The organism is Xenophilus sp. (assembly GCF_044462705.1).
In the GTDB taxonomy this organism is placed as follows: domain Bacteria; phylum Pseudomonadota; class Gammaproteobacteria; order Burkholderiales; family Burkholderiaceae_C; genus Xenophilus; species Xenophilus azovorans.
This window is the reverse complement of the sequence record NZ_JBIQNC010000010.1, coordinates 24,141-36,751: the sequence shown is the minus strand read 5'-3', so window position 1 is coordinate 36,751 and position 12,611 is coordinate 24,141. Positions and strand designations below refer to the sequence as shown.

The 12,611-nt window shown below is 69.1% G+C and carries 13 protein-coding genes and 1 tRNA gene; all 14 read left to right on the top strand.

The window, feature by feature from the left end:
- Nucleotides 1-48 precede the first annotated feature (48 nt).
- The 14 genes from ACIY1X_RS03715 to nuoF all read left to right on the top strand — a co-directional run bounded on the left by ACIY1X_RS03715 (nucleotide 49) and on the right by nuoF (nucleotide 12,609).
- The gene (locus tag ACIY1X_RS03715) at nucleotides 49-1,344 is read left to right on the top strand and encodes a branched-chain amino acid ABC transporter substrate-binding protein (protein WP_399678085.1); all 1,296 of its coding nucleotides are present in this window, start codon (nucleotides 49-51) and stop codon (nucleotides 1,342-1,344) included.
- A gap of 29 nt (nucleotides 1,345-1,373) precedes the next feature.
- Nucleotides 1,374-2,540 carry a pyridoxal phosphate-dependent aminotransferase gene (locus ACIY1X_RS03710; RefSeq protein WP_399678083.1) on the top strand — a complete coding sequence of 389 codons (1,167 nt, stop codon included), beginning with the start codon at nucleotides 1,374-1,376 and terminating at the stop codon, nucleotides 2,538-2,540.
- 90 nt (nucleotides 2,541-2,630) lie between these two features.
- Nucleotides 2,631-2,897 carry a 30S ribosomal protein S15 gene (rpsO, locus tag ACIY1X_RS03705; protein WP_038208720.1) on the top strand — a complete coding sequence of 89 codons (267 nt, stop codon included), beginning with the start codon at nucleotides 2,631-2,633 and terminating at the stop codon, nucleotides 2,895-2,897.
- A gap of 197 nt (nucleotides 2,898-3,094) precedes the next feature.
- On the top strand, nucleotides 3,095-5,419 hold the full coding sequence (gene pnp / locus ACIY1X_RS03700; RefSeq protein ID WP_399678082.1) for a polyribonucleotide nucleotidyltransferase: 2,325 nt from the start codon (nucleotides 3,095-3,097) through the stop codon (nucleotides 5,417-5,419).
- A 60-nt stretch (nucleotides 5,420-5,479) separates the two neighbouring features.
- On the top strand, nucleotides 5,480-6,466 hold the full coding sequence (locus tag ACIY1X_RS03695; RefSeq protein ID WP_399678080.1) for an NAD(P)H-quinone oxidoreductase: 987 nt from the start codon (nucleotides 5,480-5,482) through the stop codon (nucleotides 6,464-6,466).
- Nucleotides 6,467-6,483: 17 nt separating this feature from the next.
- Entirely contained in the window at nucleotides 6,484-7,239 is a 756-nt protein-coding gene (tpiA, locus tag ACIY1X_RS03690) for a triose-phosphate isomerase (RefSeq protein ID WP_399678079.1), read from the top strand.
- Nucleotides 7,240-7,269: 30 nt separating this feature from the next.
- Nucleotides 7,270-7,647, top strand: coding sequence for a preprotein translocase subunit SecG (gene secG / locus ACIY1X_RS03685; protein WP_399678077.1), 378 nt, complete (start codon nucleotides 7,270-7,272; stop codon nucleotides 7,645-7,647).
- A 136-nt stretch (nucleotides 7,648-7,783) separates the two neighbouring features.
- Nucleotides 7,784-7,868 (top strand) — tRNA-Leu (locus ACIY1X_RS03680).
- Nucleotides 7,869-7,930: 62 nt separating this feature from the next.
- On the top strand, nucleotides 7,931-8,290 hold the full coding sequence (locus ACIY1X_RS03675) for an NADH-quinone oxidoreductase subunit A (RefSeq protein WP_038208706.1): 360 nt from the start codon (nucleotides 7,931-7,933) through the stop codon (nucleotides 8,288-8,290).
- 36 nt (nucleotides 8,291-8,326) lie between these two features.
- Nucleotides 8,327-8,809 carry an NADH-quinone oxidoreductase subunit B family protein gene (locus tag ACIY1X_RS03670; RefSeq protein ID WP_038208703.1) on the top strand — a complete coding sequence of 161 codons (483 nt, stop codon included), beginning with the start codon at nucleotides 8,327-8,329 and terminating at the stop codon, nucleotides 8,807-8,809.
- Nucleotides 8,810-8,832: 23 nt separating this feature from the next.
- Nucleotides 8,833-9,441, top strand: a complete 609-nt coding sequence (locus ACIY1X_RS03665) for an NADH-quinone oxidoreductase subunit C (protein ID WP_399678075.1) — start codon at nucleotides 8,833-8,835, stop codon at nucleotides 9,439-9,441.
- A 29-nt stretch (nucleotides 9,442-9,470) separates the two neighbouring features.
- Nucleotides 9,471-10,724 (top strand): NADH-quinone oxidoreductase subunit D, encoded by a 1,254-nt coding sequence (locus tag ACIY1X_RS03660; protein ID WP_399678074.1) that lies wholly within the window; start codon nucleotides 9,471-9,473, stop codon nucleotides 10,722-10,724.
- Nucleotides 10,721-11,266 (top strand): NADH-quinone oxidoreductase subunit NuoE, encoded by a 546-nt coding sequence (locus tag ACIY1X_RS03655; protein WP_399678072.1) that lies wholly within the window; start codon nucleotides 10,721-10,723, stop codon nucleotides 11,264-11,266. The genes ACIY1X_RS03660 and ACIY1X_RS03655 overlap by 4 nt, the downstream gene beginning before the upstream one ends.
- Complete coding sequence (gene nuoF / locus ACIY1X_RS03650; protein WP_399678070.1) at nucleotides 11,266-12,609, top strand: NADH-quinone oxidoreductase subunit NuoF; 1,344 nt, start codon at nucleotides 11,266-11,268, stop codon at nucleotides 12,607-12,609. The genes ACIY1X_RS03655 and nuoF overlap by 1 nt, the downstream gene beginning before the upstream one ends.
- Nucleotides 12,610-12,611 lie beyond the last annotated feature (2 nt).

Genomic DNA, 12,611 nt, shown 5'->3' with positions numbered 1-12,611 from the left:
AGCGCCGCATGGCACCCATCTGGGCGCGCGGCGCAGCCTTTCAAGGCAATGAATCTCCGCTTTATTTCGCGCCGTTCCCTCTTGAAAAACGGCGCCGCGGCGCTAGGCGCGTCGACGCTCGCCCTGGGCTCGCGCGCGCAGTCCCGATCGAGCGGTCAGCCCATCCGCATCGCCCTGGTCGAGAGCCTGAGCGGCCCCTTCGCCAACACCGGCGAGGCCGTCCACCGCAACCTGTTGTGGGCGGTGGAGCGCGTCAACCAGCGCGGCGGCGTGCGGCTGGCCGGCGGCGCCCGGCCGCTGCTGCTCACCCGCTACGACAGCAAGGGCCAGAACGAGGAGGCGCTGTCGGCGCTGCGCTCGGCCATCGACGACGGCGCGCTAGCGGTGCTGCAGGGCAACTCCTCGGCCACCGCGGCGGCGCTGCTCGACGGCGTGGACAAGCACAACGAGCGCGATGCGCGCCGCCAGGTGCTGTTCCTCAACTACTCGGCGGTGGACCCGGTGCTCACCAACGAGCGCTGCAGCTTCTGGCACTTCCGCTTCGACGCGCATGCCGACATGCGCGTGGCGGCGCTGATGGACGTGCTCAAGGACGACCGCGGCGTGCAGCGCGCCTACCTGATCGGGCAGGACTACAGCTTCGGCCAGGCCGTGCTGCGCGAAAGCCGCAAGGAGATCGCCCGCCTGCGGCTCGACGTGCAGATCGTCGGCGAGGAACTGCACCCGCTCGGCCGGGTGAAGGACTTCGCGCCCTACGCGGTGAAGATCAAGGCCAGCGGCGCGCAGGCGGTGGTCACCGGCAACTGGGGCAACGACCTGACGCTGCTGGTCAAGGCCGCGCGCGAAGTCGGCTTCGACGGCAAGTTCTACACCTTCTACGGCAACGCGCTGGGCGCGCCCGCCGCGCTGGGCGACGCCGGCGTCGGCAAGGTGATCGCGGTGGCCGACTGGCTGCCCAACGTGCAGACACCCGAGTCGGCGGCCTTCTATCGCGCCTTCCGCCAGCGCTTCCCCAGCCCGGCGGAAGACTACGTGCACATGCGCATGCAGTTGATGATCGAGGCGCTGGCCCAGTCGCTGGAGCGCGCCGGCGCGGCCGAGGCGCGGCCGGTGGCCGCCGCGATGGAGCATGCGCGCGTGAGCCTGGCCGGCCGCAGCGGCTGGATGCGCGCGGACGACCACCAGTTCCAGCAGCCGCTGGTGGTCGGCATGATGGAGCGCCAGGGCGCGCCCGGCGTGGCCTTCGACGTCGAGGGCTCGGGCTACGGCTTCCGCGTCGTCAAGGAGATCGCGGCGGAACAGGCGCAGATGCCCACCACCTGCCGCATGGTGCGGCCGGGCTGACGATTCACCACATCCTTCCTCTTCCACCCATGCGCCACGCCGTCGAACAGCTCGAAGCCTCCCGGATCCGCGAAGTCGCCAACGCCGGCTTCGGCCGCGATGACGTGCTGGCCTTCTGGTTCGGCGAGAGCGACGAGGTCACGCCCGAGCCGATCCGCCGCGCCGCGGTCGAGTCGATCGAGCGCGGCGAGACCTTCTATGCCCACAACCTGGGCCTGCCCGAGCTGCGCGAGGCCATCGCGGACTACCTTTCGGGGCTGCACCCGCAGATCGGCGCCGAGCGCATCGCGGTCACCTCCGGCGGCGTCAGCGCGCTGATGCTGGCCGTGCAACTGCTGGTGGATGCGGGCGACGAGGTGGTGGCCGTCACGCCGGTGTGGCCCAACCTCACGGCGCAGCCGGCCATCCTGGGCGCCGCGGTGCGCACCGTGCCGCTGCGGGCGGAGCAGGGCGCCTGGTCGCTCGACATGGACGCGCTGCGCGCCGCGGTGACGCAGCGCACGCGCCTGCTGATCCTCAACGCGCCCAACAACCCGACCGGCTGGACGCTCGCGCGCGAGGAACAGCAGGCCATCCTCGACCACTGCCGCGCCACCGGCACCTGGATCCTGGCCGACGAGGTGTACGAGCGCCTGTACTTCGAGCCGACGCCCAAGGCCTGCGCGCCGAGCTTCCTCGACATCGCCACACCGCAGGACCGGCTGGTGGTCGCGCACAGCTTCTCCAAGAGCTTCCTGATGACCGGCTGGCGGCTGGGCTGGCTGGTGCTGCCGCCGCACTGCGTCGATGCGATGGGCAAGCTGATCGAGTTCAACACCTCCTGCACCAGCGTGTTCACCCAGCGCGCCGGGCTGGCAGCCCTGGCGCACGCGTCCGAGATCACGCCCCGGGTCGTCGCCCACCTGAAGGCCTGCCGCGACACCCTGCTGCCCCTGCTAGCCGAGGTGCCCGGCGTGCGCGTGCAGCCGCCGCGCGGCGGCATGTACGCCTTCTTCCAGCTGGACGGTTTCCCTGATTCGCTCGACGTCGCCAAGCGCCTGGTGACCGAGGCCGGCCTGGGCCTGGCGCCCGGCAACGCCTTCGCGCCGGAGGCGCAGGGCTGGCTGCGCTGGTGCTTCGCCTCGAAGGAGCCCGGGCGGCTGGCGGAAGGCGTGCGGCGGCTGCGCCACTGGCTGGACGGGCAACCCGGCATATAATCCCCGGGTTCTGCTTTTCGCAGACACGCACGGCGCGTTCAGTTCCAGCGCGCGCCGCAAGTCAAACATCTTTGGAACGGGAAATTTCACATGATTGCATCCGACAAGAAGGCGGAAATCGTCAAGGACAACGCCCGCGCGGCCAACGACACCGGCAGCCCGGAAGTGCAGGTCGCCATCCTGACTGCCCGCATCAACGAACTCACCCCGCACTTCAAGACGCACGCCAAGGACCACCACGGCCGCCGCGGCCTGCTGCGCATGGTGAGCCGCCGCCGCAAGCTGCTGGACTACCTGAAGGCCAAGGACGCCGACCGCTACACGGCGCTGATCGCCAAGCTGGGCCTGCGCAAGTAAGCCGAATTCCATTGCAAGAACGCCTGAGTTAGCCCGCTAGCTCAGGCGTTTTTCACTTCGGAGCCCGCGAGACGGATCGAAGCTGTGTCATTCCAAGGGCGCCCGTGACGGGCTCCGCTGGAATGGCATCGTGTTCCGGATTGCGCTCCAACGCCCGCGGGCCCTGCGCGGCCTGCTATTCATCAAGGAGCAAAAACATGAGCCTCTTCAACAAAGTCACCAAGACCTTCCAGTGGGGCGGCAGGACCGTCGTCATGGAAACCGGCGAGATCGCCCGCCAGGCCACCGGCGCCGTGCTGGTGGACATCGAGGGCACCGTGGTGCTGGCCACCGTGGTCGCGTCCAAGACCGCCAAGCCCGGCCAGGACTTCTTCCCGCTGACGGTCGACTACATCGAGAAGACCTACGCCGCCGGCAAGATCCCCGGCAGCTTCTTCAAGCGCGAGGCCAAGCCGAGCGAGCTGGAGACGCTGACCGCGCGCCTGATCGACCGCCCGATCCGCCCGCTGTTCCCCGAGGGCTTCCTCAACGAGGTGCACGTGGTCATCCACACCGTCTCGCTGAACCCGGAGGTCGACGCCGACATCGCCGCCATGATCGCCGTCAGCGCCGCGCTGTCGGTCTCGGGCATCCCGTTCAACGGCCCCATCGGCGCCGCCCGCGTGGGCTACATCAACGGCGAGTACGTGCTGAACCCGGCCCGCTCCGCCCGCGCCGACTCGCAGCTGGACCTGGTCGTCGCCGGCACCGAGGCCGCCGTGCTGATGGTCGAGTCCGAGGCGCTGCAGCTGCCCGAGGAAGTGATGCTCGGCGCCGTGGTCTTCGGCCACGAGCAGGGCCGGATCGCCATCGAGGCCATCCATGAACTGACCCGCGACGCCGGCAAGCCGCTGTGGCTCGAGAACGGCACCTGGGCCCCGGCGGCCAAGGACGAGGACTTCATCGCCAAGGTGAACGCCGCCGCCGAGCCCAAGCTGCGCGCCGCCTACCAGATCCGCAGCAAGCAGGCCCGCACCCAGGCCCTGCGCGAGGCCGGCACCGCCGTGGCGCAGGAACTGACGGCCCAGGGCGTCGAGTTCGACCAGGCCAAGCTGGGCGACCTGCTGTTCGAGGCCGAGGCCCGCATCGTGCGCAGCCAGATCCTCGAGGGCGAGCCGCGCATCGACGGCCGCGACACCCGCACCGTGCGCCCGATCGAGATCCGCACCTCGGTGCTGCCGCGCACCCACGGCTCGGCGCTGTTCACCCGCGGCGAGACGCAGGCGCTGGTCGTCACCACCCTGGGCACCGAGCGCGACGCGCAGCGCATCGACGCGCTGGCGGGCGAGTTCGAGGACCGCTTCCTGTTCCACTACAACATGCCTCCCTTCGCCACCGGCGAAGTGGGCCGCATGGGCTCCACCAAGCGCCGCGAGGTCGGCCACGGCCGCCTGGCCAAGCGCGCCCTGGTGGCCTGCCTGCCGAGCAAGGACGAGTTCCCCTACACCATCCGCGTGGTCAGCGAGATCACCGAGTCCAACGGCTCCTCGTCGATGGCTTCGGTGTGCGGCGGCTGCCTGTCACTGATGGACGCCGGCGTGCCGATGAAGGCGCACGTGGCCGGCATCGCCATGGGCCTGATCAAGGACGGCAACAAGTTCGCCGTGCTGACCGACATCCTGGGTGACGAGGACCACCTGGGCGACATGGACTTCAAGGTGGCCGGCACCACCAACGGCATCACCGCCCTGCAGATGGACATCAAGATCCAGGGCATCACCAAGGAGATCATGCAGGTCGCCCTGGCGCAGGCCAAGGAGGCGCGCATGCACATCCTGGGCAAGATGCAGGAGGCGATGGGCGAGGCGAAGACCGAGATCTCCAGCTTCGCGCCCAAGCTCTTCACCATGAAGATCAACCCCGAGAAGATCCGCGACGTGATCGGCAAGGGCGGCGCCACCATCCGCGCGCTGACCGAGGAGACCGGCACGCAGATCAACATCGAGGAAGACGGCACCATCACCATCGCCTCGAACGACAGCGCCAAGGCCGACGAAGCCAAGCGCCGCATCGAGGAGATCACCGCCGAGGTGGAGGTGGGCAAGGTCTACGAAGGCCCGGTCACCAAGATCCTGGACTTCGGCGCGCTGATCAACCTGCTGCCCGGCAAAGACGGCCTGCTGCACATCAGCCAGATCGCCCACGAGCGCGTCGAGAAGGTCGCCGACTACCTGTCGGAAGGCCAGATCGTGAAGGTCAAGGTGCTCGAGACCGACGACAAGGGTCGCGTGAAGCTGTCGATGAAGGCGCTGGCCGAGCGCCCGGCCGGCATGCCCGAGTACGGCGACCGCCCGCCGCGCGAGGACCGCGAAGGCCGCGGCGAGCGCCGCGAACGGGGCGAGCGCGGCGACCGCGGCGACCGTGGCGATCGCCCGCCGCGCGAGGAGCGCCAGCCGCGCGCGGTGGAGCCGCAGCCGGCGGATGCCGAGGCGCAGCAGCAACAGCAGCAGGCTGGCGAGGCCGGCGGCGAGCAGCAGGCTTGAACCCGGCCGGCCCTGCGTCCCGGCGGGACGCAGGCGGCCATCCATCAGGCGGAAAAGACCATGAAAGCCATTGAAATCGCTTCCTATGGTGCGCCGGAGGTGCTTCGCCTGGCCGAGCGTCCCGATCCGGCGCCCGGCGCGGGCGAACTGCTCATCCGCGTGGGCGCCAGCGGCGTCAACCGGCCCGACGTGCTACAGCGCACCGGCAACTACCCGGTGCCGCCCGGCGCCTCCGACCTGCCGGGCCTGGAGGTGGCGGGCGAGATCGTCGCGGGCGATGCCGCCGCGATGGCCGAGGCCGGCCTGCGCGTGGGCGACCGCGTCTGCGCGCTGGTGGCCGGCGGCGGCTACGCCGAGCTGTGCGTGGCGCCGGTGGCGCAATGCCTGCCGGTGCCGCAGGGCCTGAGCGACGTCGAGGCGGCCTCGCTGCCCGAGACCTTCTTCACCGTCTGGAGCAACGTCTTCGACCGCGGCCGCCTGCAGCGCGGCGAGGTCCTGCTCGTGCAGGGCGGCACCAGCGGCATCGGCGTCACCGCCATCCAGCTGGGCAAGGCCTTCGGCGCGACCGTGATCGCCACCGCCGGCAGCGACGAGAAGTGCGCCGCCTGCCTGAAGCTGGGCGCCGACCACGCGGTCAACTACCGCACGGCCGACTTCGCTGAAGAGGCCAGGCGCCTCACCGACGGGCGCGGCGTGGACGTGATCCTGGACATGGTGGCCGGCGACTACGCCAAGCGCGAGGTCGAGTGCCTGGCCGAGGACGGCCGGCTGGTCATCATCGCGGTGCAGGGCGGCACGCGCGCCGAGTTCAACGCGGGCCTGGTGCTGCGCCGGCGCCTGACGATCACCGGCTCGACGCTGCGTCCGCGCCCCATCGCCTTCAAGGGCGGCATCGCCCGCTCGCTGCGCGAGCACGTGTGGCCGCTGCTGGCGGCCGGCACGGTGCGGCCGGTGATCCATTCGACGCTGCCGGCCGCGCAGGCGGCCGACGCGCACCGGCTCATGGAATCCAACCAGCACATCGGCAAGATCGTGCTGACCTGGTGACGACGGACAGACCCGAGATGACCTCTCCCAAGAAGAAACTCATTGCCGGCAACTGGAAGATGAACGGCAGCCTCGCGGCGAACGAGGCGCTGGTGCAGGCGCTGTGCGCCGGCGTGGGCCAGCCCGGCTGCGACGTGGCCGTGTGCGTGCCGTCGCCCTACCTGGCACAGGTGCAGTCGCTGGTGGCCGGCTCGCCGATCGCGCTCGGCGCGCAGGACGTTTCGGCGCATGCGCAGGGCGCCTACACCGGCGAGCAGTCGGCGGCGATGCTGAAGGATTTCGGCGTGCGCTACGCGATCGTCGGCCATTCCGAGCGGCGCCAGTACCACGGCGAGTCCGACGACGCCGTCGCGGCCAAGGCCGGCGCGGCGCTGGGCGCCGGCATCACGCCCATCGTGTGCGTGGGCGAGACGCTGGCCGAGCGCGAGGCCGGCCACACCGAGGAGGTGGTGCGCCGCCAGCTCGCAGCCGTCATCCACGCCAACGGCCACTGCATCACTGAGATCGTGGTCGCCTACGAACCGGTGTGGGCCATCGGCACCGGCAAGACCGCCACCCCCGAGGAAGCCCAGGCGGTGCACGCCGTGCTGCGCGCGCAGCTGCACCACGCGGCGGGCGACGGCGCGGCGCGCATCCGCATCCTGTACGGCGGCAGCATGAACGCGGCCAATGCCGCCAGCCTGCTCGCCCAGCCCGACGTGGACGGCGGCCTGATCGGCGGCGCCTCGCTGAAGGCGCCGGATTTCCTGCAGATCATCGCGGCGGCGGCCTGAAGGCGCGCCCCCGCTCTAGGAGTTGAACGAATGAACGTCATGCTGAACATTCTGGTGGCCGTCCAGATGCTGTCCGCGATCGCGATGGTCGGCCTCATCCTCATCCAGCACGGCAAGGGCGCGGACATGGGCGCCGCCTTCGGCAGCGGCAGCGCCGGCAGCCTGTTCGGCGCCAGCGGCAGCGCGAACTTCCTCTCGCGCACCACCGCGGCGCTGGCCGTCGTGTTCTTCGTGTGCACGCTGCTGCTGGCCTACCTCAGCCACGGCCGCCCGACCGGCGGCGACAGCCTGCTGGAGCGCGCGCCGGTCACGGCGCCTGCGCCGGCCTCGCAGATCCCCTCGGGCACGCCCGCCACGCCGGCGCCCGAGGCCCCGGCGTCGAACCCGGCGCAGATCCCGAGCAAGTGAAGCGTCGCCGGCGTGCATGCTGGCGCACTCCACACCCTGATTCACATCGGATTTCAGGGTAAACTACAAGGCTGCCTGGAAAGCCAACAACTTCTTCACGAGAAGTTCCTCATGCCATCCAGGCAGCGCGTAATTAGCCGTCGTGGTGGAATTGGTAGACACGCTATCTTGAGGGGGTAGTGGCGAAAGCTGTGCGAGTTCGAGTCTCGCCGACGGCACCAATCTGCAGCCGAGGGAGGCCCGCCTGGCGCCCTGCCGCGGCTGCAAGCGGTCAAAGCTCCCGATGAACCTCGATTCCTACCTGCCCGTCCTGCTGTTCATCCTGGTCGGTATCGCGATAGGGATCCTGCCCCAGGTCCTGGGCTTCATCCTGGGTCCCAACCGGCCCGACGCGGCCAAGAACTCCCCCTACGAGTGCGGTTTCGAGGCCTTCGAGAACGCCCGCATGCAGTTCGATGTCCGCTACTACCTGGTGGCCATCCTCTTCATCCTCTTCGACCTGGAAATCGCCTTCCTCTTCCCGTGGGCCGTGGCCTTCAAGGACGTGGGGCCGCTGGGTTTCTGGGCCGCCGTGGTGTTCCTGGCCATCCTGGTGGTCGGCTTCGCCTACGAGTGGAAGAAGGGCGCCCTGGACTGGGAATGACGTTGCTCGGGCTCAAACCGACAGGAAGGTGTGGCCATGGCCATTGAAGGTGTGTTCAAGGAAGGCTTCATCACCACGTCCTACGACGCGGTGGTGAACTGGGCGAAGACGGGCTCGCTGTGGCCCATGACCTTCGGCCTCGCCTGCTGCGCGGTCGAGATGATGCACGCCGCCGCGGCGCGCTACGACATCGGCCGCTTCGGCGCCGAGGTGTTCCGCGCCAGCCCGCGCCAGTCCGATCTGATGATCGTGGCCGGCACGCTGTGCAACAAGATGGCGCCGGCGCTGCGCAAGGTCTACGACCAGATGGCCGAGCCGCGCTGGGTGCTCTCGATGGGCTCCTGCGCCAACGGCGGCGGCTACTACCACTACAGCTACTCCGTCGTGCGCGGCTGCGACCGCATCGTGCCGGTGGACGTGTACGTGCCCGGCTGCCCGCCCACGGCCGAGGCGCTGATCTACGGGATCATCCAGCTGCAGCAGAAGGTGCGCCGCACCCACAGCATCGCGCGGGCCTGAGCGGACGCGTCGGAAGAACATCCATGACATCGTTTGTCGTCGAACCGCAAGCCATCCAGGATGCCGTCGTGGCGGCCCTGGGCGACAAGATCAAGTCCATCGACATCGCGCTGGGCGAGGTGACCGTGGTGCTGCACCATGCCCACTACCTCGAGGCCATGCGCATCCTGCGCGACGAGCCCACCTGCAGGTTCGAGCAGCTGATCGACCTGTGCGGCATGGACTACCACAGCTGGCGCGACGAGGTGTGGGAAGGCCCGCGCTTCGCGGCCGTCTCGCACCTGCTGTCGGTGAGCCTCAACCAGCGCCTGCGCGTGCGCGTGTTCTGCCCCGACGACGACCTGCCGGTGCTGCCTTCGGTCAACGACCTGTGGGCCGCGGCCAACTGGTTCGAGCGCGAGGCCTTCGACCTGTACGGCATCGTGTTCGAGGGGCACCCCGACCTGCGCCGCATCCTGACCGACTACGGCTTCATCGGCCATCCGTTCCGCAAGGACTTCCCGCTCTCGGGCCACGTCGAGATGCGCTACGACGAGACGCTGCAGCGGGTGATCTACCAGCCGGTGACCATCGAGCCGCGCGAGGTCACGCCGCGCGTGATCCGCGAGGACAACTACGGAGGCCTGCACTGAGGCGCGCCGCGCGACCTTCGTGACCGAACATGGCTGAAATCAAGAACTACACGCTCAACTTCGGGCCCCAGCACCCGGCCGCGCACGGCGTGCTGCGCCTGGTGCTCGAACTCGACGGCGAGGTCGTGCAGCGCGCCGACCCGCACATCGGCCTGCTGCACCGCGCCACCGAGAAGCTGGCCGAGCACAAGACCTTCATCCAGTCGCTGCCGTACATGGACCGCCTCGACTACGTGTCGATGATGTGCAACGAGCATGCGTACTGCCTGGCCATCGAGAAGCTGCTGGGCCTGGAAGTGCCGATCCGCGCGCAGTACATCCGCGTCATGTTCGCGGAGATCACGCGGCTGCTGAACCACCTGATGTGGCTCGGCTCGCACGGCAACGACTGCGGCAGCTCGACCATCCTGATCTACGCCTTCCGCGAGCGCGAGGACCTGTTCGACGCCTACGAGGCCGTCTCGGGCGCGCGCATGCACGCGGCCTACTTCCGTCCGGGCGGCGTCTACCGCGACCTGCCGGACAGCATGCCGCAGTACAAGCACAGCAAGATCAAGAACGCCAAGGCGCTCGCTCGCATGAACGAGAACCGCCAGGGCTCGCTGCTGGACTTCCTGGAGGACTTCACCAAGCGCTTCGAGGTCTACCTGGGCGAGTACCACACGCTGCTGACCGACAACCGCATCTGGAAGCAGCGCACCGTGGGCATCGGCGTGATGACGCCCGAGCGCGCGCTCAACCTGGGCCTCACCGGTCCCATGCTGCGCGGCTCCGGCATCGCCTGGGACCTGCGCAAGAAGCAGCCCTACGACGTCTACGACCAGGTCGAATTCGACATCCCGGTGGGCAAGACGGGCGACTGCTACGACCGCTACCTGGTGCGCATGGAGGAGATGGCGCAGTCCAACCGCATCATCCAGCAGTGCGTGAAGTGGCTCAAGGCCAACCCCGGCCCGGTGATCACCGACAACCACAAGGTGGCGGCCCCGAAGCGCGAGGCCATGAAGGCCAACATGGAAGAGCTGATCCACCACTTCAAGCTCTTCACCGAGGGCTTCCGCGTGCCCGAGGGCGAGGCGTATGCCGCCGTCGAGCACCCGAAGGGCGAGTTCGGCATCTACCTGGTGAGCGACGGCGCCAACAAGCCCTACCGCCTGAAGATCCGTCCGCCGGGCTTCGTGCACCTGGCCGCGCTCGACGAGATGGCGCGCGGCCACATGCTGGCCGACACCGTCGCCATCATCGGCACGCTGGACATCGTTTTCGGAGAGATCGACCGATGAGCGACTCCCTCAACAACCCGCCGGTGGCGCCAGCCGTGCTGCCGCAGGAGGTGCTCGACCGCTTCGCGCGCGAGACCGCCAAGTACCCCGACAACGACGCCGGCCGCCAGTCGGCCGTGATGGCCTGCCTGGCCATCGTGCAGCAGGTCCATGGCTGGATCAGCGACGAGAACGAGGCCGCCGTGGCGGCCTACCTGGGCATGCCGCACATCGCCGTGCGCGAGGTGACCACCTTCTACAACATGTACAACCAGCAGCCGGTGGGCCGCTACAAGCTCAACGTCTGCACCAACCTGCCGTGCCAGTTGCGCGACGGCGTGCGCGCCCTGGTGCACCTCGAGAAGAAGCTCGGCATCAAGATGGGCGAGACCACGCCCGACGGGCTGTTCACGCTGCAGCAGAGCGAGTGCCTGGGCGCCTGCGCCGATTCGCCGGTGATGCTGGTCAACGACCGCACCATGTGCAGCTTCATGAGCGACGAGAAGCTGGACCAGCTGGTGGACGGCCTGCGCGCCGCCGGCGCGGAAGGGGAGAAGCGCTGATGACTCCCGAGCAAGTCCTCTCGCAGTTCGCCGCCACCGGCGTGCAGACCTGCTTCCACGGCCGCCACGTCACGCCGCAGATCTATGCCGGGCTGGACGGCACCAACTGGTCGATCAAGGACTACGAGGCGCGCGGCGGCTACCAGGCGCTGCGCAAGATCCTCTCCGAAGGGCTGACGCCCGACCAGGTGATCGCCGAGGTCAAGGCCTCCGGCCTGCGCGGCCGCGGCGGCGCAGGCTTCCCCACCGGGCTGAAGTGGAGCTTCATGCCGCGCCAGTTCCCGGGCCAGAAGTACCTGGTGTGCAACTCCGACGAGGGCGAGCCGGGCACCTGCAAGGACCGCGACATCCTCATGTACAACCCGCACATCGTCATCGAAGGCATGGCGATCGCGGCGTACGCCATGGGCATCAGCGTCGGCTACAACTACATCCACGGCGAGATCTTCGAGGTGTACGAGCGCTTCGAGGCGGCCCTGGAGGAGGCGAGGGCAGCCGGCTACCTGGGCGACAACATCCTGGGCAGCAGCCACAGCTTCCAGCTGCACGCGCACCACGGTTTCGGCGCCTACATCTGCGGCGAGGAAACCGCGCTGCTCGAGTCGCTGGAAGGCAAGAAGGGCCAGCCGCGCTTCAAGCCGCCGTTCCCGGCCAGCTTCGGCCTGTACGGCAAGCCCACCACCATCAACAACACCGAGACCTTCGCGGCGGTGCCCTGGATCATCCGCAACGGCGGCCAGGCCTACCTGGAGTGCGGCAAGCCGAACAACGGCGGCACCAAGATCTTCTCGGTCAGCGGCGACGTGGAGCAGCCGGGCAACTACGAGATCCCGCTGGGCACGCCTTTCTCCAAGCTGCTGGAGCTGGCGGGCGGCGTGCGCAAGGGGCGCCAGCTCAAGGCGGTGATCCCGGGCGGCTCGTCCGCGCCGGTGCTGCCGGCGGCCATCATGATGGAGTGCACGATGGACTACGACGCCATCGCCAAGGCCGGCTCGATGCTGGGCTCGGGCGCCGTCATCGTGATGGACGACTCGCGCAGCATGGTCGAGTCGCTCAAGCGGCTGTCGTACTTCTACATGCACGAGTCCTGCGGCCAGTGCACCCCCTGCCGCGAGGGCACGGGCTGGCTGTGGCGCCTGGTGGACCGCATCCACGCGGGCCAGGGCCGGCCCAGCGACATGGAGCTGCTGGATTCGGTGGCCAACAACATCATGGGGCGCACCATCTGCGCGCTGGGCGACGCGGCGGCCATGCCGGTGCGCGCCATGATCAAGCACTTCCGCCACGAGTTCGAGGCGCTGATCCCGGCGCAAAGCGCCACCGGCGCGGCGGCCAAGGCCTGATC